The 25,582-nt window shown below is 70.1% G+C and carries 16 protein-coding genes; 6 read left to right on the forward strand and 10 right to left on the reverse strand.

The window, feature by feature from the left end:
* Positions 1–8 precede the first annotated feature (8 nt).
* Both GAS53_RS27520 and GAS53_RS27525 read right to left on the reverse strand, forming a co-directional pair.
* Complete coding sequence (locus GAS53_RS27520) at positions 9–2,231, reverse strand: OmpL47-type beta-barrel domain-containing protein (protein ID WP_192583306.1); 2,223 nt, start codon at positions 2,229–2,231, stop codon at positions 9–11.
* On the reverse strand, positions 2,231–4,750 hold the full coding sequence (locus GAS53_RS27525) for a ThuA domain-containing protein (protein WP_192583307.1): 2,520 nt from the start codon (positions 4,748–4,750) through the stop codon (positions 2,231–2,233). The genes GAS53_RS27520 and GAS53_RS27525 overlap by 1 nt, the downstream gene beginning before the upstream one ends.
* Before the next feature lie 236 nt (positions 4,751–4,986).
* Between GAS53_RS27525 and GAS53_RS27530 the strand changes: the two genes are divergently transcribed.
* Positions 4,987–5,955 (forward strand): multicopper oxidase domain-containing protein, encoded by a 969-nt coding sequence (locus GAS53_RS27530; protein WP_192583309.1) that lies wholly within the window; start codon positions 4,987–4,989, stop codon positions 5,953–5,955.
* A 10-nt stretch (positions 5,956–5,965) separates the two neighbouring features.
* Here GAS53_RS27530 and GAS53_RS27535 read toward each other — a convergent pair whose 3' ends face one another.
* On the reverse strand, positions 5,966–6,664 hold the full coding sequence (locus GAS53_RS27535; protein ID WP_151480407.1) for an alpha/beta fold hydrolase: 699 nt from the start codon (positions 6,662–6,664) through the stop codon (positions 5,966–5,968).
* 187 nt (positions 6,665–6,851) lie between these two features.
* Here GAS53_RS27535 and GAS53_RS27540 point away from each other — a divergent pair, with 187 nt between their 5' ends.
* Positions 6,852–7,898, forward strand: a complete 1,047-nt coding sequence (locus tag GAS53_RS27540; RefSeq protein WP_151480454.1) for a LacI family DNA-binding transcriptional regulator — start codon at positions 6,852–6,854, stop codon at positions 7,896–7,898.
* Between the two features lie 198 nt (positions 7,899–8,096).
* Here GAS53_RS27540 and GAS53_RS27545 read toward each other — a convergent pair whose 3' ends face one another.
* Together GAS53_RS27545 and GAS53_RS27550 are read right to left on the reverse strand one after the other, a co-directional pair.
* Complete coding sequence (locus tag GAS53_RS27545; protein WP_151480408.1) at positions 8,097–9,323, reverse strand: glycoside hydrolase family 64 protein; 1,227 nt, start codon at positions 9,321–9,323, stop codon at positions 8,097–8,099.
* Positions 9,324–9,579: 256 nt separating this feature from the next.
* Positions 9,580–10,371 (reverse strand): VOC family protein, encoded by a 792-nt coding sequence (locus tag GAS53_RS27550; protein WP_151480409.1) that lies wholly within the window; start codon positions 10,369–10,371, stop codon positions 9,580–9,582.
* A 368-nt stretch (positions 10,372–10,739) separates the two neighbouring features.
* Here GAS53_RS27550 and GAS53_RS27555 point away from each other — a divergent pair, with 368 nt between their 5' ends.
* Positions 10,740–10,985: a WhiB family transcriptional regulator gene (locus tag GAS53_RS27555; RefSeq protein ID WP_192583308.1), complete on the forward strand. Its 246-nt coding sequence runs from the start codon at positions 10,740–10,742 to the stop codon at positions 10,983–10,985.
* Between the two features lie 48 nt (positions 10,986–11,033).
* On the opposite strand, the gene GAS53_RS27560 is transcribed toward GAS53_RS27555, so the two are convergent.
* Complete coding sequence (locus tag GAS53_RS27560) at positions 11,034–13,505, reverse strand: hypothetical protein (RefSeq protein ID WP_151480411.1); 2,472 nt, start codon at positions 13,503–13,505, stop codon at positions 11,034–11,036.
* A 155-nt stretch (positions 13,506–13,660) separates the two neighbouring features.
* On the opposite strand from GAS53_RS27560, the gene GAS53_RS27565 reads away from it, so the two are divergent.
* Complete coding sequence (locus tag GAS53_RS27565; RefSeq protein ID WP_151480412.1) at positions 13,661–17,179, forward strand: hypothetical protein; 3,519 nt, start codon at positions 13,661–13,663, stop codon at positions 17,177–17,179.
* A gap of 118 nt (positions 17,180–17,297) precedes the next feature.
* Here GAS53_RS27565 and GAS53_RS27570 read toward each other — a convergent pair whose 3' ends face one another.
* The 4 genes from GAS53_RS27570 to GAS53_RS27585 form a co-directional block, all read right to left on the reverse strand.
* A complete protein-coding gene (locus tag GAS53_RS27570) occupies positions 17,298–18,278 on the reverse strand; it encodes an acyl-ACP desaturase (protein WP_151480413.1) in 981 nt (326 codons plus the stop codon).
* Between the two features lie 214 nt (positions 18,279–18,492).
* On the reverse strand, positions 18,493–19,269 hold the full coding sequence (gene ddaH / locus GAS53_RS27575) for a dimethylargininase (RefSeq protein ID WP_151480414.1): 777 nt from the start codon (positions 19,267–19,269) through the stop codon (positions 18,493–18,495).
* 350 nt (positions 19,270–19,619) lie between these two features.
* Positions 19,620–21,962 carry an ATP-binding cassette domain-containing protein gene (locus tag GAS53_RS27580; protein WP_151480415.1) on the reverse strand — a complete coding sequence of 781 codons (2,343 nt, stop codon included), beginning with the start codon at positions 21,960–21,962 and terminating at the stop codon, positions 19,620–19,622.
* A gap of 10 nt (positions 21,963–21,972) precedes the next feature.
* On the reverse strand, positions 21,973–23,658 hold the full coding sequence (locus tag GAS53_RS27585; RefSeq protein WP_151480416.1) for an ABC-F family ATP-binding cassette domain-containing protein: 1,686 nt from the start codon (positions 23,656–23,658) through the stop codon (positions 21,973–21,975).
* 314 nt (positions 23,659–23,972) lie between these two features.
* Between GAS53_RS27585 and GAS53_RS27590 the strand changes: the two genes are divergently transcribed.
* Together GAS53_RS27590 and GAS53_RS27595 are read left to right on the forward strand one after the other, a co-directional pair.
* Positions 23,973–24,641, forward strand: coding sequence for a GOLPH3/VPS74 family protein (locus GAS53_RS27590; protein ID WP_151480417.1), 669 nt, complete (start codon positions 23,973–23,975; stop codon positions 24,639–24,641).
* A gap of 119 nt (positions 24,642–24,760) precedes the next feature.
* Positions 24,761–25,582 carry an isocitrate lyase/PEP mutase family protein gene (locus GAS53_RS27595; RefSeq protein WP_151480418.1) on the forward strand — a complete coding sequence of 274 codons (822 nt, stop codon included), beginning with the start codon at positions 24,761–24,763 and terminating at the stop codon, positions 25,580–25,582.

Consider the following 25,582-nt stretch of genomic DNA (forward strand, 5'->3'; position numbering starts at 1 on the left):
CTTGAGGTCTACAGCTCCTTGATCCGGATGTCCCGGTACGAGATCACGTCCGTCGTGCCGTGCACCTGCAGCCCGACATAGCCGGAGGCGAACCGTCGCCCGTCCGTGCCCGGGTCGTCCGAGCGCGGCGGGGTGAAGTCCTGGCCGCCGATGTTGTCGAACTCGTTGATCAGCACGCCGTTGCGGTACACCGAGTAGTGCTGGTCGACCACCCGGATCTCGTAGTCGTTCCAGGTGCCCTTCTGGGTGACGCCGGCACCGGCCAGGCCCACCCGGTCGAAGCCGTAGACCGAGCCGGACTTGTACATGTCGCCGTCCGGGCGGTCGTTGATCTGCAGTTCGTGCCCGTACTTGATGGCGACCCACTCCGGACGTGACTCCTCCGGATGGTCGTGGACCCATGGGAAGCGGGCGAACACACCGGCGTTGGCGTTGCCGGTGCCCGGTGCGTCGTCACGCCACTGGAGCTTCAGCGAGAAGTCGCCGTACTTGCGCTCCGGGAACCACAGCATGCCCATGCCCGCCACCGTGGTGCTGCTGGTCATCGAACCGTCCGCGTTCACAGCGAACCTGCCGCCACCGACCTGCTGCCACTTCGCGAACGACTCCTCGGAGCCGTCGAAGATCGTCCGGTAGCCCTCGGTCTGGCCGGGCTTGCCGATCCCCGACTGCTTGGCCGCCTTGTTGATCAGGTTGTACTCGCGCTGGACGATGACGCCTTCCTTGAGAAGGGCGTCAAGGACGGTCCGTACGTGCTTGAGGAACAGCGCGTGCGACGTCCACTCCTTCTCGTCCTCGATCAACTCGTTGATGCGGCACCGGTTGTTGGTGACCCGGTTCGGCACACCCGTGTCGACCGTGCCGACGATGACCGTCAACCGCTCGTCGTACTCGGCGCAGTTGGGCGCCGGGACTCCGCCGCCCGAGGCGACCGTGAAGCTCACGGTCCGGGCGTCGGACGTGTTACCCGCCTTGTCGCTCGCCCGGTACGCCACCGTGTGCGCGCCCACCCGGTCCACCACCACGGGAGCGGTGTACGTGAGGTACGGGCCGCCGTCCAGCGAGTACTCGATCGCGGCGACACCGGAGCCGTGTTCGTCGGTGGCGGTCACCGTCACCTTGGCGCTGTTGACGTACGCCCCGGAGGAGTTCTTCGTGCCCTCCACGCTCACTCCGGTCACGGGCGGAGTCTTGTCCTCGGCGGGCGGCGCGACCACGGTGAACGAGACGGACTTCTCGGCGGCCGCGTTGCCCGCCTTGTCCGTCGCGCGGAACCGCACCTTGTGCGCGCCCACTTCGTGGACCATCACCGGAGCGGTGTACGGCTGCCAGGCGCCGGAGTCACCGAGCGCGTACTCGATGGTGTTGACGCCGGAACCGGTGTCGGAGGCCGTCACGGTGACGGTCGCCATGGAGATGTACTCCCCTTGCGGGTTCTGCTCGCCGGTCACGGAGGCCGACGTCTCCGGAGGAGTCGTGTCGTCCGTCGGCGGAGCCACCACCGTGAACTCCTCCGCCTTCTCGGCGGCCATGTTCCCAGCCTTGTCGACCGCCCGGTAGCGGATCTTGTGGTCGCCGACCTGATCGACCACCACAGGGGTGGTGTACGGCTGCCAGGCACCCGCGTCACCGATCGCGTACTCGATCCGGTCCACGCCCGAGCCCGCGTCCGTCGCGCTCAGCGCTACGGTCGCCGAACCGACGTAGGCACCGGCACCGTTCTGCGTACCGGTCACGGTCGCCGCCGTCTCGGGCGCCGTCGTGTCCTCGCCGCTGCCCTCGGTGACCACGAGGATGCCCTGCATCTGGCCGTGGCCGGGGATGGTGCAGTAGTAGCGGTACCGGCCGGGCGTGAGCGTCACTTCGGCGGTGTGCTTGCCGCCCTGGTCGTCGTTCGGATTGGCCAGGATGTTGAGCGGGACGTCGTTGTTGTACTCGGGGTCGGAGACGTCGAAGGTCAACGTGTGCGGCATACCGGTGGTGTTGCCGGTCGCCGTGCTGTTCTCGAAGACGATCGTCGTCGTGCCCGCGACCGCCGTGGCGGGCGCGGACGTGTACTTGGAGATGTCGTCGCCGGCCGTCCACGTCAGCGTCTGCGCGGCGGCCGCCGCGTCGGCCGGGGCGCCGTCGGTCTGCCCGGACGCCGAGGTGGACGTCAGCCCGAGCACCATCAGCAGCGACGCGAGCAACGCCGTCCACAGCCGGACAGTTCTTCGCCTTCGTACGCGCATCACTCCGCCTTCCTGGCCAGCTGGTCGGCGGCAGGCGTGGGGCCACCGCCCTTGTACGTCACCTGCCACAGCGCGGACTTGGCGTCCGAGGTGAAGAAGCCACGCCCGTAGTCGAGGACGTACAGCGTGCCGTCGGGCCCGAACTTCCAGTCCATGAGGTTCTTGATGCCGTCGTTGCCGACGGGGATGATCTTCTTCAGGGACTCGGCGTGCACCGGAATGCCGCCCTGCCCGGCCGTCTTGGGGTCGAGGAGCACGGCGTGCCGCGGCTGGTCGGCGTCGTAGAAGTCGCCGACGAACCACTTGCCGTCCCAGTAGGAGGGCCACTTCGCGTCACTCGCGGACGTGCTGTCGTACCGGTAGACCGGCCCGTTCATGGCCGCCTGCCCGCCGCCCTTCAGCCACGGCAGCAGGAACTTCTGCTCCTCCGCCTTGTACGACGGAATGCCGTTCGCGTCGCGCGGGAAGTCCGGGCCGCCGCCCTGGGGCGAGTACCAGATGGTGTTCGAGGTGACCGGCGGGAGGTTGACGAGACCGTCGTTGTTGGGCGACTCGTTCTTCGGGGCATCGCAGTTGTACCAGCCGAGCGGCTGCGTCGGATCGGGCAGGTTGCGGTCCCGGTAGGGCTGCTTGTTGCCCATGCAGTACGGCCAGCCGTGGTTGCCCGGCTTGGTGATCGCGGCGAACGTGTCGTACTTCGCCGGCCCCCAGGTCGTCGACGGCGCCGAGGCGTCCGGGCCGACCCAGCCCGCGTACAGGGTGTCGGTCTTCTTGTCGACGGAGATGCGCGCCGGGTTCCTGACGCCCATCACATAGATCTCGCCGCGCGTCTTGCCGCCGCCCTCGGCGGTCTCCTTGCCGGTGAAGAGGTTCCCCTCGGGCAGGGTGTACGTGCCGTCCTGTTCCGGATGGATGCGCAGGATCTTGCCGTTGAGGTTGTTGGTGTTGCCCGCGGTGCGGCGTGCGTCCGCGAAGGAGACGCCCTTGTAGTTCGGCTGCGGGTTGTTGCCCGAGTAACCGCCGCTGAAGCCACTGGAGTTGTTGTCGCCGGTGGCGATGTAGAGGTTGCCCTTGGAGTCCCAGGCCATGCCGCCGCCGGAGTGGCAGCAGCTGTGGATCTGGACCGGCCACTTCAGCAGGACCTTCTCGCTGTTCAGGTCCAGTTTGTTCGTGGCGGAGTCGAGCGTGAAGCGGGAGACGTAGCGCTCGGCCATCCGTGTGTCGCGGTTGATCCGGGAGTGGGGTGTGTAGTGCAGGTACACCCAGCCGTTCTGCTCGAACCGCGGGTCCAACTCGATGCCCAGCAGGCCCTCTTCGACCTTGATCAGCTCGTCGCCGCCGCCTTTGTTGCCGAAGACGGTGAGGGCGCCGGCCAGGGTGACCTTCTTGGTCTTCGGGTCGTAGACGTGGATCTCGCCCTTGCCCTTGCCGATGTCCGGGTTGTTCCAGTCGGTGACGACGGGCTGCGAGGAGTCGGCGCCGCCGCGGCCGATGTAGAACACCCGGCCGTCGGGTGCGGTGACCAGTCCGTGCGGTTCGCCGATCTGGTCGTTCTGGCCCGGCTGGTTGGGCTGGGTCAGGCGCTCCGCCTTGTAGTTGGCGTTGATGGCGGCCTTGCAGTCGGCCTGGACGATGCGGCTCGTCCACAGCAGTGCCCCGCGCAGATGCGTACGGAAGTCCGTCTCGTCGTACGCCGCGACCGTGCCGCCCATACCCGTGTAGAAGGACCGTCCGCCGTCGTAGTCGCGGCACCAGGACACCGGGTGGTCGGCGCCGTTCTTGCTGTCGCCCGGCTGGTACGTCGACTCGCGGACGCGTGCCACGGTGTGCACGTCACCGGACGGGTTCTTGACCCAGTTCAGCCACTGGTCGGGGCGTTTCCACTGGAGCGGGAGGTCCTTGGTGGCCGGGTGCTGCCGATCGCCGACCTCAACGGTCGCCCGCTGTACGGCGGTTGGGCTCGAAGCGGCCGGGCGCGCGCCGACGAGTCCGGTGAACCAGTCCGAGTACGGCTCGGCGCGGGCCGCGTCATGGATGCCGACGAAACCGCCGCCCGCCTCCATGTACGCCTCCAGACCGGCCTCCTGCTCCGGTTCGAGGACGTCGCCGCCGCCGGTCAGGAAGACGACGGCGTTGAAGCGGCCGAGCTTCGTCTCGTTGGTGAAGACCGAGGCGTCGTCCGTGGCCTCGACCTTGAAGCGTTGCGCGGCCGGGCCGGACAGGCCGATCTTCTCGATCGCCTCGATACCGGCGTTGACGACGGGCGACTCCTCGCCGCCCGCCGCGGACCCGTGGAAGACCAGCACCCGTACGTTGGCGCCGCCCGGCGGCGACTTGATCGACATCGTTGTCAGCGCTGGATCGGGCGCCGGGCGCGCACTCGCGGACGGACCCGAGAGCACCCCCGCGGTGACGACGCCGGCGGCCAGTGCGGCCGCCCAGCCGCTGCGTCTCGTTCTGCGTCTTGCTCTGCTCAACCCTCGTACGGCTAAGGGCTCTTGATGCGGTGTGAGCCGCATGTGTCCACCCACCCCTCTTCGGTCACAGCAACAGCGCCATGGAAGCTAGACCTTTTCGCGTAACTCGCCAATAGCTATGACCGGGATGGCACGAACTTTGTCCTGGGTGTGGATAAACGGGAGGAGTGCCACTACCGTCTCCCGAGTTCGTCTCTGTCACTCGGTTCCTTCGGTTCCGTCAATTCCGTTGATTCCGCACCACGTTGGGGGAGTTCGGCATGGGCACCACGGACGACATGGACAGACGCGGCCTCAGCCGGCGGATGATGCTGGGCGGGGCTGCCGTGGCCACGGTCGCGACATCGTTGTCGCTCGTAGCCGCGCAGGACGCGGCACCCGCCGAGGGCCCCGCACGGACCGCCCCCGCGGGCGGCGAGGTGAAGCGCATCAAGCTGTACGCCGAGAAGCTCGCCGACGGGCAGATGGGCTATGGACTGGAGAAGGGCAAGGCCTCGATCCCCGGCCCGCTCATCGAACTCAACGAGGGCGACACGCTGCACATCGAGTTCGAGAACACGATGGACGTGGCGGTGAGTCTGCACGTCCACGGTCTGGACTACGAGATCTCCAGCGACGGCACGAAGCTGAGCAAGTCCGACGTCGAGCCGGGCGGCACCCGCACGTACACCTGGCGCACCCACGCCCCGGGCCGCCGCAAGGACGGCACATGGCGGGCGGGCAGCGCGGGCTACTGGAACTACCACGACCACGTCGTCGGCACCGAACACGGCACGGGCGGCCTTCGCAAGGGCCTCTACGGTCCGGTGATCGTCCGTCGCAAGGGCGACATCCTCCCCGACAAGACGTACACGATCGTCTTCAACGACATGATGATCAACAACAAGCCAGGTCACCAGAGCCCCAACTTCGAGGCCACGGTGGGTGATCGCGTCGAGTTCGTGATGATCACGCACGGCGAGTTCTACCACACGTTCCACATGCACGGTCACCGCTGGGCGGACAACCGCACGGGGTTGCTGACCGGACCCGACGACCCGAGCCAGGTCATCGACAACAAGATCGTGGGGCCTGCGGACTCGTTCGGCTTCCAGGTGATCGCGGGGGAGGGCGTCGGGGCGGGCGCGTGGATGTACCACTGCCATGTCCAGAGTCATTCCGACATGGGGATGGCGGGGCTGTTCCTGGTGAAGAAGACGGACGGGACGATTCCGGGGTACGAGCCGCACGAGCATCAGGGCCACTGAAACACTTGGCTCACCCGTCGGACGCGGCCGCGTCCAGGAGGATCCGGGTCAGTTCCCGTGGCTGGGAGAACATCGGCCAGTGGCCCGTCTCCATCTCGACCAGCCGCCAGTGCTTGCTCGTCAGCAGCTCGGCCACCTCTTCGCTCGGTTCGGGGTCGTCGAGCAGGCACTTGATGTACGTCGCGGGCAGCTCACCGAGTGGGCCCGCCAGCACGGCCGGCTCGGTCAGCGTGGCGCCCCGGTGCGGTGTCGCGCCGGCCGCGAGGCGGGCGATCTGCTCGTCGCTGAGGCCCTGGCCTTCGAAGTGGGCCGCGGGCGGCACGACCCAGAAGCCGCCGTTCTCGGCGATCGAGGCCAGCGCCTGGCCGGACGGCCAGGCCGACATGAACGACTCGCCGTCGACCGGCACGCTCGAATCGACGAAGACCACACGGGTCAGCCGGTCGCCGATCCGCTCGGCGGCCTGACCGACCGGGACGCCCGCGTAGCTGTGCCCGACCAGGACGACGTCACGCAGGTCGAGCCGCTCCACCTCGTCGACGATGTCCTGGACATGGGTCTGCTGCCCGGCCGGGACGCCCTTCTTCTCGGCGAGGCCGGACAGCGACAACGCGTGGGCACCGTGCCCGGCCGCCCGCAGCCCCGGCACCACCTCGTCCCAGGCCCATGCTCCGAGCCTCGCGCCTGCGACCAGTACGAAATCCGTCATGACCGCAACATAGTGGCTCTGTCCGACAGTTGGCCGGCAGACGACACGGCGGCCGCCTATGCCGGTGTCAGTGCTGGTGCCCGTCGGGGGCGACGGGGTCGGCGCGACGATCGGGGAGCGCTCTCAACGGCGGGTCGAACGGCGGCTATCCTGATCCACAACCGCCGCCCTGAGGAGCCCCGAGGTGATCGAGCAGTCGACAGAGCCGCGCCCCACGCTGGAGGCCGTCGCCGCCCGGGCCGGAGTCTCCCGGGCCACCGCGTCGCGTGTCGTCAACGGCGGCGACGGTGTGCGGGAACCCCTGGTCGAGCGGGTCAGGCAGGCCGTCGAGGAACTCGGTTACGTGCCCAACCAGGCTGCGCGCAGCCTGGTCACCCGACGGCACGACGCGGTCGCCGTGGTGATCGCCGAACCGGAGACACGGGTCTTCGCGGACCCCTTCTTCGCGCTGCAGCTCCGGGGCATCAGCAAGGAGCTGACGGCTCACGACTCGCAGCTCGTGCTGCTGCTCACGGAAGGGCGCGACGACCACGCGCGCGTGGGCCGCTATCTCGCCGGCGGCCATGTCGACGGCGCGCTCGTCTTCTCGCTGCACCTCGACGACCCGCTGCCCGGCCTCATCCACGGCGTGCCGACCGTGTACGGCGGGCGGCCCGGCTGGAGCGACGGGTCGCGCGGAGCGGTCTATGTCGACAGCGACAACCGGGGCGGCGCCCGCGAGGCCGTACGCCATCTCGTCGGGCTCGGCCGCAGGCGCATCGCCCACATCACCGGCGCCCTCGACCAGACCTCGGCGGTCGACCGGCTCGACGGGTTCCGGGACGTCATGGTGGACGCCGATCCGAAGCTGATCGCGGAGGGCGACTTCACCCCGGCGGGCGGCGAGCGCGCGATGCGGGAACTCCTCGACCGCTGCCCGGACCTGGACGCGGTGTTCGCCGCCAACGACCTCACGGCCGCGGGGGCACTGCGCGTGCTGCGTGAGCGGGAGCGGCGGGTGCCCGAGGATGTCGCCGTGATCGGCTTCGACGACATGCTCCCGGTCACCGAGCAGGCCGACCCACCGCTCACGACGGTCCGCCAGGACATCGAGGAGATGGGCCGGCTGATGGCGCGGCTGCTGCTGCGTGGGCTGGACCGGACCGCTTCCGCGGGGGTGCCGGCCGGCGGCTTGGCGGGGGCCCCGGCCAGTGTCGTCCTGCCGACGACACTGGTTCGGCGGGCCTCGGCGTAAGCGCTCCGCGGGGTGGCTTGTGTTTTCGGTGCGGCCCGGTGGGGGCTGATCGCGCAGTTCCCCGCGCCCCTAAAAAGCAGGGGCTACCGCCCCCAAAGACGAAAGACAGGGGCGCAGCCCCGTCTTTCAGGGGCGCGGGGAACTGCGCGACCAGCCCCCACCGGGCCCGCAGACAACAATCCCCCTCCAGCGGAGCGCTTACGCTCCGACTGTCACCGTGAAGCGCCGCGGGTTGCCGTCGTGGGCCGCGCCGGACACGTCGGGCTGGCCGTCCGGGCGTACGTCGTCGTACGGGAAGGCATAGCCGATGGGCGAGTTGGCGTGCACCACGCGTGCCCAGTGATTGGTGACCGTGCCCTTGTAGTAGTCGGCCGTGGTCGTGCCGTTGGGCTGGCTCGGGTGGGTGAGCATGATCGAGCGGTTGAAGCCGGCGGCGAGGCGGGCGAGGAGGGCCTTCTTGTCGTCGGGGTCGCCCGGGTTGTTGGCGAACGGGCCGTGGTTGCAGGTGAAGACGTCCTTCGACGTGGGCTTGGCGAAGGTGTGGCCGCCGGTGAAGGTGAGCGTGTCACCGCTGACCCGGCCGGTGAGCACGCCCCGGCCGCCCTGGAGGTCGATCTTCAGGTCGGTCGAGCGGTACTTCGCCCAGACCTGGTCGATGTAGCTGGTCCAGAGGTCGCGGAACGGCATCTCGGCGGGGCGGTCGAAGTACGGAGCCATCAGGTTCTGCGGGGAGATCACGCGCAGTACGGAGCCGCCGTCGCCCCGGATCACCAGCTTGTCCCAGGGCTGGCCGTCCCTGGCCGCCTGCGCCGTGAGGTCCGCGGCGATCCTGTCGACGGCGCCGTTGGGCAGCGGCGCGACGGTGTGCGTGGCGTCGCCCTCCAGCGTGAGGCCGATCGGCAGGGCGGTGACCAGGTCGACGTAACTGATGTTGGCGTACAGCTGCTGGGGGTTGAACGTGAACTCGCAGAACGACCAGGTCCTGCCGTAGTTCGGGTCGGCGGGCGTGGCGAACGCGGGCTCGACCAGCGAGGGGCCCGGGTTGAGGAAGAAGTCGAGGGTGCTGTCGCGCACGAAGTAGACGCGGGCGCCGAACATCTGAGGAAGCGTCAGGACCTTCGGGGCGGAGCCGGCGGCGCCGAGCGGTATGGCGCAGTCGACGGGCAGCGGGGTCTGCGGTGCGGAGGGTGACGAGGGACGGTAGACACTGCCGTCCGCCCGCAGCAGGACCCAGTTGCCCGTCGACTGCTCGTGCCCGGTGACGTACGCGCGGACGGTACCCGGCAACGAGGCGTTCTTGAGGGCGAGTTCACAGGTGGCGGGGGCGGCCTTGGCGTCCGGGCTGAGAGCGCTTCCCCAGACGGGATAGCTCGCGGCGGTGGTGACGGCTGCGGCTCCGGTCAGGAACGTTCTGCGTGAGATCACGGAAGTCTCCTGGGGTGTGGGGGGTGCAGGGATGGGCCGGTGTGTGGGGCACCGGCCCCCTGCGGGGCACCACTGTTCCCAGGGGGAGTTGAAGCGTCAAGGGTTATGACTGAGAGCGCTCTCGAAATCTTCTTGCGTTCAGAAGTTGACGGTGCAACAGGGGGTGATGAGTCGGTGGACGGGCCTGCGAGGGGGCCGAGTCTCGCCAAAGAGACCCGGCCCCCTTTATCAGCTGCCAGTCATCAGCGATCAGCGATCAGCTCTGCGGCGGCTCGCTCTTGATCACCGCGAAGCGTGCCCCGTACGGGTCGGCGAGCTTCGCCATGCGGCCGACGCCCTCCGCGGATGTGGCGGGCATCCGGACCGTGCCGCCCAGCTCCTCGGCCTTGGCGACCACGGCGTCCGTGTCCGCGACTTCGAAGTACGGCAGCCAATAGGCCCCCGCCGCCTGCTCCGTCGGGTCGTCGGCCAGCGGGACGACACCGCCGAACATGGCGTCCTCGCCGCCGTCCGCGGGGTTGATGCAGGTGTACGTGCCACCGGGGAAGGGGACGGCCGACGTCTCCAGGCCCAGCACGGAGTTGTAGAACGCGGCCGCCGCGGCCATGTCCGGCGTGTAGAGCTCGACCCAGCACAGGGAGCCCGGGTCGCCGGCCACATCCAGACCCTTGAGCTGGTTCGGCTGCCAGATGCCGAAGCTGACGCCCGCGTTGTCGGCGAGGATGGCCAGACGCCCCCTGTCCATGACGTCGTCGGGAGGAATCAGAACGCTGCCCCTTGCCTGCTCGGCCGCCTTGGCCGTGGCGTCGGCGTCCGGGCTCTGGAAGTACACGGTCCAGGACGGCGGCCCCTGCTCCGGTGTGGTCTGCATGGCGGCCGCGACGGTCTTCCCGGCCAGTTGGAAGAAGCCGTAACCGCCCGAATCCGGGCCCGCCGACTGGAAGTCCCAGCCGAAGAGGCCGTTGTAGAAGGACTGTGCGCCGTCGATGTCGCTGGTGCCGAGGTCGACCCAGTTCGGGGCGCCTGTGACAAAACGGGTGGTGAGCATGTTGCCCTCCTCTAAGGGTCCCGCTGCCTGCTGTGCTGAGTCTTGCACCGCGCACTGACATCTGCCGCTGGGCATGGCGGGTGGGGTGGTTACTCTTTGTGATCGACTGGCCGTGGTGGGGTGTGGGGGCCCGCAGTGGGGGCGTGCGGTGGTGGGCTCGTGCGGGTCGGTGGGGGCTGGGCGCGCAGTTCCCCGCGCCCCTATGGGGCGCCGGCTGTAGGGCGCGCCGGTGTGCGAATGGACGGCTTCGGGCTGCATCATTGGGGTTCGCCCGTGGTCGTGGGGGAGGTTCCCAGGACGAGCTGTCGGGGCGAGTCGTTGATGTGGCGTTGATCGAACGTTTTTCGGTGCGCGGCACGATCGCCGGCATGCACAACGACACCATCGCCGCGCCCGATCTCTCCTGGCAGGAAGGGGCGCTGTGCGCTCAGACCGGATCCGACTTCTTCTTTCCTGAGCCGGGCAGCTCGGTGCGCGAGGCGAAGCGCATCTGCGGACTGTGCGAGATGCGCTCCGCGTGCCTCGAGTACGCGCTCAACCACGACGAACGCTTCGGCGTCTGGGGCGGCCTCTCCGAGAAGGAGCGGCTCAGCCTTCGACGCACACAGCACTAGAGCCGGCACTGGCACCGGCACTACTGCTGGTAATGATGGCGGCATCCCTCACTCGTAGGTCACCGTGAACTGCCACGTCCCGGCCGGCACGTGCACGTCGTGGCCCGTCACGACCAGCTCCCGCCCGTCGGCGGACGCCGCCCGCACGCGGCCGAACCGGCATGGATAGACGAACCGCACCCGCTCCGGCGCCTGTGTGATGTCGACCGTCACCGTCCGCTCGGCCGGATCGTGCGTGAGCCGGTACCCGAACGGCTCCCCGAAGAGCGTCGGCGCCGCGTCCACCGCCAGCCTTTCGCCCTCCGGCACCCAGTGCGGCCGTACTCCCGGGGCGATGTACACATGCGGATCGTGGTCCTCGTCCGCCTCGAAGAAGAGGATGTCGCGGATCAGCAGCAGATACTCGGCGGCCGCCCAGCCGTGCGGGATGTCGCCCATGTACCAACGCGAGTACGGGACTTCGGCGAAGTCCGAGGCGACCGGGAACGCGTGCTGCTCGTTCCACGCGCCGAGTGCCGCCACCCGCCCCGCCGTTCGCGGGAAGCCCGCGCCGACCGTCCAGCCGAGCAGCTCGTCCATCCGGGCGGGATCGCCCGCGAGCAGGTACGCGTGTGCCAACTGCAGGGTCAGATAAGGCCCGTACGCGTTCCAGGCCGCCTCGTGCCGGTAGCCGCCGGTGACGAAGTGCGCGTACATCGTGTCCAGGGTGAAGCGGGCCGCCCGGTCGACCTCCTCACCCAGCTTGCTGCCCATGTGCAGGCGCAGCGGATGGAAGTAGGCGGCCGTACCGATCATCGTGGAGTCGAGCCGTCCGACGTCGGCAGGGCCGGTCGGGATGTACGTCTCCCAGGCGCCGCGAGCACGCTGCTCGGCCAGCACCCAGCGGATCGAGTCACCGGTGGCCCGCTTCAAGTCGTCGAAGGCGGCCCAGAGTTCGGGCACCTCCGGCGCGCCGATCCGTTCCGCGAGGCGCGCCGACTCGTACAGTCCGGCGAGGCCCCAGAGGTCGTCCCAGTAGTGCGGCTTGTCGCGTTCGCCGAGGTGCTCGGCGCTCCAGCCGCTGTGCAACAGCCCGTATCCGTCACGGTTGTCACGCAGCCAGCGGGCCGCGTCGCGCACATAGGGGACGTACAACTTCGCCCCGAACGCCGCGTCCTTGCCGCTCGTGCGGTCGAACCGGCCGATCGCCCACAGCGCCTGGCCGTTGCTGTCCCACTCGCGGTCGTCCCTCTCGTGCGGGCCGCCGTAGAAGCCGTACTCGGCGCACGGGCCGATCCGGCCGGTGCCGCGGTTGAACTTCAGCGGATAGTGCGTGCCCAACTGGTGCTCGGCCAGGGCCGTATCCCCGACCAGCGAGCAGGCCGTGGCCTCCACGGACGAGTCACGGATCCAGAACGAGTCGTAGACGGTCGGGCCGGGATGGATCTCGCCGTGGTCGGAGAGGATCAGCAGCTGCGACCGCGCCTGGCGGAAGAGATCCGCCAGATGCCCTACAGGGCCCGGCAGTTGGGGCTGCAGCCCCTGTCCGAGCAGCTTCGCCGCCCAGAAGTCCCGGTTGGCGGACTCCAGTTCCGTGGCCGGCGTCGCCCTCAGCTCCGCCAGGTCGTCGGCTCCCGCGTACAGATCGACCGGCAGCCGTACGTCGATCTCGAAGACCTCGTCCGCCACCACCCGGAACGGCCAGGCGAACACGGCACTGCACAGCCCCGCCACCTGGTCCTGCGCCTCCAGTGCGCCGTTCAGCTTGCCGCCCATCACCAGGTCGTGGAACGGGCTGTGGGCCAGATACGAGTCCGGGTCGAAGGAGAAGTCCGGATTGCCGTACACGCCGTACTGCTCGGGCGGGGTGTCGAAGACCGGCCCCCATCCCGAGTTGGTCTCCACGCGCTGTTCGTCCGGCAGATGTCGCAGGTACGTGAGCCGCCGGTCGGTGATCTGCCGGCCGTTGCGGTCGTGCCGCTGGAACCCGCTCGGCCCGGCCGGCATCACCGCCGCGCACAGCAGCCCATCACGCGGCTGACCGGTCGGACTGCTCACCGTCACCCGGGTGACGGCCAGGTCCCGCTGCCGCGCGCCGACGGGCGTGGCGAAGGTGCGCTGCACGAACTCGACGTTCTCCGGCGTACGGAACGTCGTCAGGACCACCGGTAAGTGCGGTGCTTCCATGCGCTGTTCGACGTTTCCGCCGTCCGGGAGCTGGGGCAGCCGCAGCGTGCCCGTCGCCGGGTCGTGCAGGAAGAACGAGAGGCAGTACTTGTCGTAGACCGGCTCGATCTCGCCCGCCTGTCCGATCAGGGACTCCTGCCGGTGGTCCTTGACGCCGACCATGTGCCAGTAGCGGTACAGGGCGTTGGAGGCGAAGGCCGCCTCCTTCGATTCGTACGTACCGGCGTCGAAGTCGTCGCTCCACCGCCGGAAGGCCTGCTGCGCCCACCAGGGCACGGGATACGGGACCTGCGCCCGTCCCGCCCAGCCGCGCCACATGACCTCGTAGAACATCCACTCATGGGTCTGTGCCATGGTGTTCACCCCCTTCGGGCACCGTTGCACCACGAGGGCGGGCCGTAAATGCGTACGGCGGACCGACTGTTGGTGCGACAGGGGATTCCGCTTCGCCGTCGGCCACATCGGGAATTCGGCGCGCGTCACGGCTCCCGGCAGGCACAATCCACCCCATGGTCCACACCCCGCGGCACCAGGCCGAGAGCCTGCTGAACGCCCTTGATCCGCTGCCGTATCCGCTGCGTATGCGCGAACTCGCCGCCCGGGTACGGGAATTGGAGGAGGCGCGTCCGCTGCTGGACGAGTTGGAGGCCCGCGGGCCGTACGAGCGGGGGCTCGCTGTCGTCGCGGCGGCCATCAGCCGGGACGTCGAGTGGATCGCGGCGCGGATCGCCGATCCGGACTCGTTCGTGCGCGGACACGCGCTGAGGGCGGCGGACAGCCTCCAGGTGCCCGACTCGGCCTACGAGTCGGCACTCTCCGACGCGCCCGAGACGGTACGGCGACAGCTGCTGCGTGCCGTCGTCGCGGGGCGGCGTACCGCGCTGGCGGACCGGCTCGTCGACGGGCTGCGGGACGAGTGGGGCGACGCGGAGGCGGCGCGACTGCTGCCCGGGTGCTCGCCGCAGACGGTCGCCCGGCTGCTGCCCTCGCTCTTTCACGCCGTACGGGGCTGGAAAGCGCTCGGCAGACGGCACGCGGGAGTTCTACTGGACGTGGCGGAACGGGAGTTGGCCGCACTGCCGGAGTCGCTGCGCGATGCCTGGTGGCAGCGGTACGCGCAGGCCGTGGCGGTCACGGTGGCCGTGGAGCCGTCGCGTGCGCTGGAACTGGTCGAGCGCTTCGGTCCCGCCAGGATTCCGTTTCAACTCCAGGACCGACTGGGCGCGTTCGCGGCTGTCGCGCCGGGGCGGGTGCTCCGGCTGCTGCTCGGGGGCAGCGGTCCCTCGCTCCGTGGTGTGCGCAGCCGGTCGCTGCGGTACAGGCTGGCGCGGTCCGGGGCGGATGAACTCGCCGCCTTCGGAAGGGTGTTGGCCGAGTCGGGTGATCTCGCGTCCTGGCTCATGGCGCTGCCGCCCGCTCGTCGCCACGCCTTCTATACGGAGGCGATGGCGGGCCGGGGCGCCGACGGCGTCACCGTCGATGCCGTCATCCTTGAGGCGTTGCCGCGCAGTTGCGTCGCCGAGGAGGCCCGACGGATGGCCGCCGCGGCGCGCGAACGCGGCGCGGCCTGGGGCACCGTGCTGCTTGCCGAATCCTTCCTGCCCGTCCCCGAAGTGCGCGAGCGGCTCATCGAGGCGACGCGCCGTCCCGCCGCCGAAGACCGAGCTCTGGCCTGGCCGTTGCTGATCGGCAACGCCGCCCGCTCAGGTGACTCCGCGGCCGTCACCTCCGTACTGGCGGAGTCGGCCCGGTTGCGCAACGAGCAGGAGCCGGTGCGGCTGCCTGCCCTGCGCGCGCTGTCCCACACTCCGCCCGCCCTGTTCACCGAGGACGCCGAGCCGCACCTCGACCGGATCGCCGTCGATGCCGTCGAGGCCAGGGACTCCTCCCCGGAGATCCGGCGCAACCTCAGCCAACTCGCCGTGTCCGTGCTGCGGGAGCACGCCGCGGGCAGTTCGAGGGAGTTGGTGAACTGGGCGCTGCGCACGCTCGTGCGGATCTCCGGGAACACCGGCGGCGCCGACCTGGGCCGGCTCGACGAGAAGCTGCGGCGCGGGCAGGAGCACCAGGTGTACGAGGCGCTGCGGCCGTGGATCGAGGCGGGCACCGAGAAGGCCGATTACAGCCTCGCCTTCGCGCTCGCCCGAGCCGTGGGGCGGCGCGCCGCCGGGATGCCCGAGTTGCAGGAACTCCTGTGGCAGGCCATCCGGTTCGGGAACGACGTGACCGTGCGCAACGCCGTCGAGCTGTGGCTGGAGCCGCCCGCCACCCGTCACGAGAGGGTGGCGCGACTCCTCGCGCTCGAGCCCTCGGCGGGCGTGCTGTGGCCGGTCCTTCCCGTGGTCACCCGACGCCGCACCGACCTCCTCGACGTACTCCTGGCCGACACCCCGCCGTACGGCCGTTTCCTCACCAAGGACACCCACTGGACCGTGCCCGTTGGGTATGACGTACGACGCTGGTTGCCGCGTCAACAGGACGCCGTGGCCCGGAAGTTGGCGAAAGCGGCCGCCGATGCCGGACTGCCGTCGTACGCGCGGGTTGCCGCCATCGGGCAGGCCGCGCGCGTGCCGGGCCAGGGTGCCGCACTCGTACGCCGCTGGACCGGTTCGCGGAACGTCGTGCTCGCGGAGGCCGCGCTCGGCGCGCTCGCCCACATCGACCGGCCCGGCGACGCACTGCCGGAACTGCTCGCGCACGCGGGCGACGACCGGGCACGCGTCGCCGTGTACGCGGCCACGAGGGCGTCCCGGCACGTGGCGCCGTCGCTGCTCGCGGGGCAGCTGCGTGAGGTGCTGCTCGGACCGGGCACCAAGGTGACCAGCCGCAAGGAGGCGGCCCGGTTGGCCGCGACGCGGCTCCCGATACCCCGGGCGGTGGAGCTCCTCACCGAGGCGTACGGCCGGCCCGGCGCCCACCCCGACGTCCGGGCGGCCTGCGTCGCCGTCGCGGGCCCGCTGCTCGCCGACGACCGGATCTGGACCGTGCTGCACGACGCGGCCTGCGCGGAGCCGGTCCTGCGCACGGCGGTCCTGCGTGTACAGCCGCTCGACCTGGCGGAGTCCCATCGCGAGCGGTATGCCCGCCTCGTCCGAGACGTCTCCGCCGCCGAGGACTCGGAGACGGCCGCCCTCGCCTTCGACGCGCTGGCCCGCTGGGCCTCGTGGTCGGACGACGCGCCGACGGTGCTGGCGCAGGCCACGGCGGACCTGTCGGACCGCAAGGCGTGGAAGGCTGCCGCGAACGGCCTGGTGACCGCCGCCGCGGGGGCACCGCAGGGTGGCCTGGGGCTGCTCCGGGCGTTGGCGGAGCTGGCGGAGGCCGACACCGGAACGGGCGACCTCACCGATGGGGAATCCGCCCTCGGAGCCGAGGATCGGCCGGCCGCGAGCGCGGCCGGGACGCCTACTGCCGCGGGCGCCGTGGAGAGCGGAGCCGGAGCGACCGCCCAGGCCGACGCCGCCGCCGATTCCGTACGGAGGCCCGCCTCGCACGCCCTCCCCGACGCCGAGGAACAACGCGACCGCCCGGCCCGTCGCCGGGTGGAATACCTCGTCGGGCGTCTCACCCAGCAGGCCGGGACCGCCCCCGGGCCGATCCGCCCGGCCGCCCTCGCCGCGGGTGAACTCCTCGCGCGGTACGACGACTTCATACCCCAGGCCGCCACCCTGGCGGCCTGCCACCTCGACCTCGACGCGGAGCCGCACGAGGTGGACGCGGCGCTGGACCGGCTTGCGGTACTCACCGACGGCCGGCCCGCGCTCACCGGGCGGATCGCGCACGAGCTGTCCGGACGGCTGCGTCGGCAGCCGCCCGAGGGGGATGTCGACGCGCTGCTCGGCACGGTCCGCCGCCTCACCGAGCACGGCGGCTTCGCCGAGGGCCTGCTCGCGGCGGCCCTCACCGACGCGATAGGCCCCCGCACCGCCTGGTCCGGCCCTTGGCGCGAGCAGCTGAGAGCACTGCGCCGCCACCGGGCGCCCGATGTACGTGACATGGCGCTTGCCCGGGTGACGGCGTACGAGTGAGAGACGGCAGAACCCGCGCCCCACCAGGGGCGCGGGCCTGTGACATGTGCGGCTCCGCCGAGTGGCCGGGACCAACCACAACCAGCCCGCAGCCGATGAAGGACCCCAAGCCCTGCGTTTACACGCCGGCGGCCCTCGCCGCCATGCGGGCCTTACGGGCCGCGAGCTTCTCGTCGAACTTCAGGGCCTCGGAGTCCAGACCGCGCATGTAGAGGCCGAGCTCCTCCTGGGCCTGGAGGCCCTCGGGGCCGAGGCCGTCGATCTCCAGGACCTTGAGGTGGCGCAGCACCGGCTGGAGTACGTCGTCGTGGTGGATGCGCATGTTGTAGACCTCGCCGATCGCCATCTGCGCGGCGGCGCGCTCGAAGCCGGGCATGCCGTGGCCGGGCATCCGGAAGTTGACGATGACGTCGCGGACGGCCTGCATGGTGAGGTCGGGGGCGAGCTCGAAGGCGGCCTTCAGGAGGTTGCGGTAGAAGACCATGTGCAGGTTCTCGTCGGTCGCGATGCGCGCCAGCATGCGGTCGCAGACCGGGTCACCGGACTGGTGCCCGGTGTTGCGGTGCGAGACACGGGTCGCGAGCTCCTGGAAGGCGACGTACGCGACCGAGTGCAGCATCGAGTGGCGGTTGTCCGACTCGAAGCCCTCGCTCATGTGCACCATGCGGAAGGCCTCGAGCTTGTCGGGGTCGACCGCGCGCGAAGCGAGCAGGTAGTCGCGCATCACGATGCCGTGCCGGCCCTCTTCGGCGGTCCAGCGGTGCACCCAGGTGCCCCAGGCGCCGTCGCGGCCGAAAAGGCTGGCGATTTCGTGGTGGTAGCTGGGCAGGTTGTCCTCGGTGAGAAGATTGACGACCAGGGCGATCCGGCCGATCTCGGTGACCTTGGACTGCTCCTTGTCCCAGGCCTCGCCGTCCTCGAAGAAACCGGGGAAGTTGCGGCCGTCGGACCAGGGCACGTACTCGTGCGGCATCCAGTCCTTGGCCACCTTCAGGTGCCGGTTGAGTTCGGTCTCCACCACTTCTTCCAGTGCGTACAGCAGCCGTGCGTCGGTCCAGGCGGAGGACGGGCTGCCGAGATGGGGAGAAGTGATCGTCACGGGGGCTCCAGGGGGGACGTAAATGCTGAGCGTTCACACAACCTACGGCATCGTAGGCTACGTATCCGTAGGTTACGATGCCGTAGGTTAAGCGCGCCGTAAAGAGCGCTGATCAGCAACGTTCTCAGCCGGAGATCGGCAAGGCGTGTCCTCGGAGCACACTCGCCGGGCGGACGCGCAGGTCCCGGAGCCGAGCGGGCGCTGCGTCGGCCGTTCAGGCGTACAGCTCCCGGAGCCGGATCGAGAGGCATGTCACACAGCCCTCGAGCTTCTCGAACTCGCTGATGTCCACGAGGACGGGTTCGTGGCCGAGATCGGCGAACAGCTCGGCGGTCTTTGGTGCGCTTGCCGCCATCAGCAGCTTTCCGCCGCCGAGCAGCACGACGTGGGCGCCGGACTCCTCCGGCACCGCCAGGAAGCGCGGAAACAGCGACGGCGTGTCCACGAGCGGCCCGTGCCCGACGACCGTGCCGTCGGGCAGCGCGGTGACGGCCGACTTCAGGTGCAGCACCTTGCTCACCGGTACGGCGACGACGCGCGCGCCGAGCGGTTCGAAGGCGGCCCGCAGCTGCTGGATGCCGGCGGCGTTGGTACGGCCGCCGCGGCCCACGTAGATCGTGTCGCCGACCTTCAGGACGTCGCCGCCGTCGAGCGTGCCCGGCTCCCACACCCAGTTCACCGAGCAGCCGAGCCGGGCCACGGCCTCCTCGACCCCGGTCGTCTCGCCGCGCCGCGCCTCCGCGCCCGGGCGGCCGATCAGCGCCACGTTGCGGAAGACGACCACCGTGTCCTCCACGAACACGGAGTCCGGGCAGTCGTCGGCGGGCTCCACCTCGATGGTCTCCCAGCCGTGCGTACGCAGCGCCTGCGCGTACGTCTCCCACTGCTCGACCGCCAGACCGACGTCGACCTTCGTGCGCTCGATGTGCGTGACCAGGCCTTCGGCCAGGCGAGGGCTGGGTCGGCGGATGAGGGCCTTCTGGCTGGGCACGTGCGGGTCTCCGAATCGCAGGGGTCTCGCGCACATCATGCAGCGCCGTGCCGGGGTGACAACAGTCCCCTGAGGGTGCGGGGGTGGAGAGGGGAATGTGGTGGTTGTGCCCATATCCGGGGAGGTGCGGGCGGGCTGCCGGTGCCTGGCGGTGCCTGCCGGAGGAGTCTTCCATCAGGGGGCTGAGCAGTTGCCGCGCCTTACCGTCCGCGACGGGTTCCGGGCGCCCCGAAGGGGCGCGGGGCTCTGACATTTGCGGCTCCGCCGCGTGGGCGCGACCAGCCCTCACCTACCCGCACCCGCCCTCCTGGCCGTCGCGCCCGGCGCAGCCGCCCGCAGCCGCCGACGCCCTACCCCACATACCGCCGGAGGTGTTCCCCCGTGAACGAGCCCTTCGCGCGCAGGAGTTGACGAGGTGTTCCCTCGAAGACGACCCGGCCGCCGTCCTTGCCGCCGTCGGGGCCCAGGTCGATGACCCAGTCGGCGTGGGCGACGACATCGAGGTTGTGCTCGACGACCAGGACCGTGTTGCCCGCGTCGACCAGCCGGTCGAGGAGGGCGAGCAGACCCTCGACGTCCGACATGTGCAGCCCGGTCGTCGGCTCGTCGAGCACGTACACAGCCCCGGTCCGGTGCAACCGGGTCGCGAGCTTTATACGCTGCCGTTCCCCGCCGGAGAGCGTGGACAGGGGCTGACCGAGCGTCAGGTACGTGAGTCCCACATCCCGCAGGGCACGCAGACGGCGGCGTACTCCGGAGTCCTCGAAGAAGCCGAGGGCCTGATCGGCCGTCATCTCCAGTACGTCGACGATCGAGTTGCCGCCCACGGTCAGCCGCAGCACCTCGTCCTTGAAACGCCGCCCCTCGCAGTCGGGGCAGGTCGTCGTCACCGGATCCATGAACGCGAGATCGGTGTAGCTGACCCCGCGGCCCTGGCAAGTCCCGCAGGCTCCTTCGGAATTGAAGCTGAAGAGCCCCGGCTGGACGCCCAACTCCCGCGCGAAGATCTTCCGTACGGTGTCCATGACGCCGAGATACGTCGCCGGTGTGGACCGCGCCGAGATGCCGATGGACGACTGGTCGACGACCACCGCGTCCGGGTGCGCCGCCGTGAACTCCCGCGAGACGAGCGTGCTCTTTCCCGAACCCGCGACCCCGGTCACCGCGGTCAGCACGCCCGTGGGGAACTCCACCGTCACATCCCGCAGGTTGTGCAGGTCCGCGCCCTTCACCCAGAGCCCGCCGGTGGCCGCCCGCGGCCGTTGCTTCACCTCGGCACGGCGGTGCAGACAGCGGCCCGTCGGGGTGTCGGCCGACGCCAGCTGTCCGGGCGTCCCCTCGAAGACCACCCGGCCGCCGTCGGCCCCCGCCCCCGGCCCCATGTCGACGACATGATCGGCGAGGGCGATGACGTCCGGGTCGTGTTCGACGACCAGCACGGTGTTCCCCTTGTCCCGCAGTCGTAGCAGCAGATCACCGAGCCGCCCCACGTCACGCGGGTGCAGCCCGACGCTCGGCTCGTCGAAGATGTACGTCATCCCGGTCAGGCTCGACCCGAGATGCCGCACCATCTTCAGCCGCTGCCCCTCCCCGCCGGACAGCGTCTGGGTCTCCCGGTCCAGGCTGAGGTAGCCGAGCCCGATCGCCTCGATCCGCTCCAGCGAGGCCACGGCCGCCGCCGCGACCGGCGTGGCGACCGGGTCGTCGATGTCCTTCAGTACGGCGATCAGGTCGCTGACCTGCATTCGGGCGCAGTCGGCGATGGACAGGCCGGACCGTCCGTCGGCCCCCGCGCCGATCCGGGTGGCGAGCGCCGCCTCGTTCAGCCGCGCACCCCGGCATCGCGGGCAGACGCCCTCCGTCATGAAGCCCTGCACCTGATCACGCGTCTTCTGGCTGAGCGCGGACAGGTCCCGCTTGAGGTACAGCCGCTCGAAACGGTCGGCGAGCCCTTCGTAGTCGGTGCTCCAGGCGCCGCCCGAGCCGCTGATGGTGACCTTGCTGCCGGGGCGCCCACGCATCAGGAACTCCCGCTCGGCCGCAGTGAATTGACGTACGGGCTTGTGCGGGTCCAGCTCAGTGGTGTTCGTGTACGCCTGCCCCTGCCAGGTCCCCGCGGCGAACGGCGGGAAGAGGATCGCGCCGTCCGCCAGGGACCTGTCCGGATCCAGGATGCGGTCCCAGTCGGGCCGGACCGTGCGCCCGAGGCCGTCGCACTCGGGGCACATGCCCGACGGGTCGTTGAACGAGTACGCGGTCGCCGGACCCGCGCTCGGGATGCCGTGCCGTGAGAACAGGACCCGGATCACCGAGTACACGTCCGTCATCGTGCCCACGGTCGACCGGGAGTGGCCGCCGACCGGTTTCTGGTCGACGACGATCGCCGGCGAGAGATCCTCGATGGCCTCCGCGTGCGGCCGCTCGTACTTCGGCAGCCGGTTGCGGACGAACCAGGTGAAGGTCTCGTTCAGCTGGCGCTGCGACTCGACCGCGATCGTGTCGAAGACGACCGACGACTTGCCCGATCCGGACACCCCGGTGAAGACCGTGAGCCGGCCCTTCGGGATGCGCAGGGTCACATCCCGAAGGTTGTTCTCATGTGCGCCGACCACGCTGATGAACGAGTGATTACCGGAAACGGGCTGGTCAGGAGCAGTGACGGGCTGATGTGTACCGGTGATGAACTGGCTCATACCGCCGAAGCTAACCGGTATACCCGACAGCTTCTGGCGTGATTTCCTTTAGTTCTCCTTCCATCAGCAGCCAGCGCGTGATCCCGATCGACTCCAGGAACGGCACGTCGTGGCTGGCCACGATCAGCGCTCCCTCGTACGACTCCAGGGCCGTGGTGAGCTGCCGCACGCTCGCCATGTCGAGGTTGTTCGTCGGCTCGTCGAGCATCAGGAGCTGCGGCGCGGGCTCGGCGAGCATCAGCGCGGCCAGGGCTGCCCGGAAGCGTTCGCCGCCGGAGAGTGTCGCCGCGCGCTGGTCGGCCCGCGCGCCCCGGAACAGGAAGCGGGCCAGCCGCGCCCGGACGCGGTTGTTGGTGGCGCCGGGTGAGAACCGGGCCACGTTCTCGGCGACCGTCAGCTCGTCGTCGAGCACGTCGAGCCGCTGCGGCAGGAAGCGCAGGGGCACATGCGCCCGCGCCTCCCCGGAGACCGGCGCCAGCTCCCCGGAGATCGTCCGCAGCAGGGTCGTCTTGCCCGCTCCGTTGCGCCCGATCAGCGCGACCCGCTCGGGTCCGCGCAGATCGAAGTTGCCCGCCACGCTCGCTCCGTACGCCAACTCCAGGTCCAGGAGCGTGAGTACGGTACGGCCCGGCGGCACGGCCGTGTACGGCAGGTCGACGCGGATCTCGTCGTCGTCCCGCACGGCGTCGACGGCCTCGTCGAGGCGGTCCTTGGCCTCGGCGAGCTTCTCCTCGTGCATGATGCGGTGCTTGCCCGCGGACACCTGGGCCGAGCGGCTCTTCAGCTTCATCACGGCCCGGGGCTCGCGCTTGGTGTCGTACATCTTCTGCGCATACCTCTTGCGATGCGCCAACTTGACCTGGGCGTCGACCAGTTCGCGCTTCTGCTTCTTCAGGTCGGACTCGGCAGCGCGCACCATGCGCTCGGCCGCCTCCTGCTCGGTGGCGAGTACCTCCTCGTATGCCGAGTAGTTGCCGCCGTACCAGGCGACCTCGCCCACCCGTCTCCCACCACCACCCTCAACCGAGGCGCTGCGCGCCGCACCTCCTCCTCGGTGGAGATCCGCGATCTGGTCGACCAGGTCCAGGAGTTCACGGTCGTGGCTGACCACGACCATGACCCCGGACCAGGCCTCGACGGCCGCGTACAGGCGTCGGCGCGCGTACAGGTCGAGGTTGTTGGTGGGCTCGTCCAGCAGGAGTACGTCGGGCCGGCGCAGCAGCAGCGCGGCCAGACGCAGCAGGACCGACTCGCCGCCCGAGACCTCGCCGATGGTGCGGTCCAACTCGATATGGCCGAGGCCGAGTTCGCCGAGGGTCGCGACGGCGCGCTCCTCGACGTCCCAGTCGTCGCCCACGATGTCGAAGTGCTTCTCGGACACGTCGCCCGACTCGATGGCGTGCAGCGCGGCGCGCTTGGCGGCGATGTCCAGCGCCTCGTCGACCCGCAGGCCGGTGTCGAGGGTGACGTTCTGCGGCAGATGGCCCACCTCGCCAGCGACGCGGACGGTGCCGTCGGTCGGGGTGAGCTGCCCGGCGATCAGCTTCAACAGAGTTGATTTTCCTGATCCGTTGACCCCGACGAGCCCGGTTCTGCCCGGGCCGAAGGACACCTGCAGATCCTCGAAGACGGAGGTGCCGTCCGGCCAGGCGAAGGAGAGGGAGGTGCAGGTGATGGAGGTGGGGAAGGTAGACATACGCGCCTCGCGGTGCTTGATGCGGTCAGGGCAACGCGTATCGAGACACCGGAAGGCGGCGACGGCCGGCGGACGGCGGAAGTCCCCGGGCATCCTCAGAGGAAGGGAAAGCCCTGTACCGGAGAACGGCTCGTAGGCCGAGGTCGCACGCTACGCACACACGACAGACGTGTGTGACGCGGTGTCTCAGGACCTCAGACGAGCAACGTCCTTCTCCAATCGGCGGCAACAGGACCTTTACACCGTACGAGGGGTCGCGGTGCCTGTCAACGAATTAACGTGAGCCCCGACCTCGACCGCGTGAAGGAGACCCCGTGCCCAACGGTTCGCTCTCGCTGCCCGCCCGGCTCTACCTGCTGGCCTGGGACACCACGAAGCTGAAGGTCACCGGCGCGACCTACCTCCCGCATCTCGTCCGGGCCGGCGCCCTCACCGAGCTGGCGCAGCGCAGGCTGCTGGCCGACGTGGACGGCATCGCCACGCCCACGGACCCCGACGGCCGGACCGGCGACCCCGTCCTCGACGGTCTCCTGGAACTCGTCGAGGAGTCCCGGCCGCACAGGTGGAAGACCTGGGTCAGCCTGCGGGCGCACGTCACACTGGACGCCGTACGGGCGCAGCTCGCCGCCAGCGGATATCTGCGCGCGGAGAAGAAGCGGGTTCTCGGGCTCTTTCCGTCCGTCGAGTACGAACTGGCCGGCGTCGCCGTCGTGGACGGACTGCGGGAGGAAGCACGGCAGGTGCTGGAGGGTCCGGTGCCCGTCGACGAGGTCTCCGAGCGGGAGGCGGCGCTCGTCGCCCTCGCCGCCTCGGCCGAGCTGCACACACTCCTGTCGGGCAGCGAACGGCGCCAGTACAAGGAGCGCCTCGAGGCACTGACCGAACGCACCGGGGCCACGACTCCGGCCCTGCGGAAGGCGATCCAGGAGGTGCGGACGGCGGTGGCCGTGGCGATCACGACGTCGGGAGTGCCGGGGAACTGAGTCCCCGCTCGGTTGTGGCGACGGGGAGCCGGGGCCTGCGAGAACGCTTCCGGGGCGGCCCATGTACGTGTCGGATTCCTGCCAGCCAGGCCCCGCATCCCGGTGATTGGCTCGTCCACATGACCAATCCCAATCTTCGTGAACAGGCCCTGGCCTTCCGCGAACTGCACATCCCCGGCCGCCCCCTCGTCCTCGCCAACGCCTGGGACACCGCGAGTGCCCGCATCATCGAGGCGGCCGGCGCCCCCGCCGTCGCGACCACCAGCGCGGGCCTGGCCTGGGACCTGGGCGCGGCGGACGGCGACCGCCTCGACCGGGAGCGTGCCCTCGGGGCTGTCGCACGGATCGCCGCCGCCGTCCGCGTGCCGGTCAGCGCGGACATCGAGACCGGCTACGCCGAGGACGCCAAGGGCGTCGGCGACACGGTCCGTGCGGTACTCGCGGCCGGAGCGGTCGGCGTGAACATCGAGGACGCCCTGTACGGCGGCGGTGAGCTGCTGCGATCGGTCGCCGAGCAGGCCGAGCGGATCGCGGTGGCCAGGGAGGCCGCCGACTCGGCCGGGGTGCCGCTGTTCGTCAACGCCCGTATCGACACGTATCTGACGGGTGCCGGAGACCTGGCCGCCACCCTGGAGCGCGCCGCCGCCTTCCTCGCCGCCGGGGCCGACGGCGTCTTCGTGCCCGGTCCCGTCGACCCGGTCATCGTCAAGGCCTTGGCCGAGGGCGTGGACGGCCCGCTCAATGTGATGGCGGGGCCCGGCGCACCGTCCGTCGCCGAGCTGGCCTCGCTCGGCGTCGCCCGGATCAGCGTGGGCTCGGGCATCGCGCAGGCCGCGCACGCACTGGTCCGCCGCGCCGCGCGGGAGCTGCTGGACACGGGGACGTACGAGTCGCTGGCCGGCGGACTCGACTACGGGGAGCTCAACGCCCTGCTGGGGTAG

Source organism: Streptomyces albicerus (genome assembly GCF_008905045.1).
Taxonomy (GTDB): Bacteria; Actinomycetota; Actinomycetes; order Streptomycetales; family Streptomycetaceae; genus Streptomyces; species Streptomyces albicerus.

Bases quoted from the DNA above. Each gene is read 5' to 3' on its own strand.
- GAS53_RS27580 (WP_151480415.1), bottom strand. From the start codon at position 21,962: ATGAGCCAGTTCATCACCGGTACACATCAGCCCGTCACTGCTCCTGAC.
- GAS53_RS27530 (WP_192583309.1), top strand. From the start codon at position 4,987: ATGGACAGACGCGGCCTCAGCCGGCGGATGATGCTGGGCGGGGCTGCC.
- GAS53_RS27555 (WP_192583308.1), top strand. From the start codon at position 10,740: ATGCACAACGACACCATCGCCGCGCCCGATCTCTCCTGGCAGGAAGGG.
- GAS53_RS27525 (WP_192583307.1), bottom strand. From the start codon at position 4,750: ATGCGGCTCACACCGCATCAAGAGCCCTTAGCCGTACGAGGGTTGAGC.
- GAS53_RS27585 (WP_151480416.1), bottom strand. From the start codon at position 23,658: ATGTCTACCTTCCCCACCTCCATCACCTGCACCTCCCTCTCCTTCGCC.
- GAS53_RS27550 (WP_151480409.1), bottom strand. From the start codon at position 10,371: ATGCTCACCACCCGTTTTGTCACAGGCGCCCCGAACTGGGTCGACCTC.
- GAS53_RS27565 (WP_151480412.1), top strand. From the start codon at position 13,661: ATGGTCCACACCCCGCGGCACCAGGCCGAGAGCCTGCTGAACGCCCTT.
- GAS53_RS27520 (WP_192583306.1), bottom strand. From the start codon at position 2,231: ATGCGCGTACGAAGGCGAAGAACTGTCCGGCTGTGGACGGCGTTGCTC.
- GAS53_RS27560 (WP_151480411.1), bottom strand. From the start codon at position 13,505: ATGGCACAGACCCATGAGTGGATGTTCTACGAGGTCATGTGGCGCGGC.
- GAS53_RS27535 (WP_151480407.1), bottom strand. From the start codon at position 6,664: ATGACGGATTTCGTACTGGTCGCAGGCGCGAGGCTCGGAGCATGGGCC.
- GAS53_RS27595 (WP_151480418.1), top strand. From the start codon at position 24,761: ATGACCAATCCCAATCTTCGTGAACAGGCCCTGGCCTTCCGCGAACTG.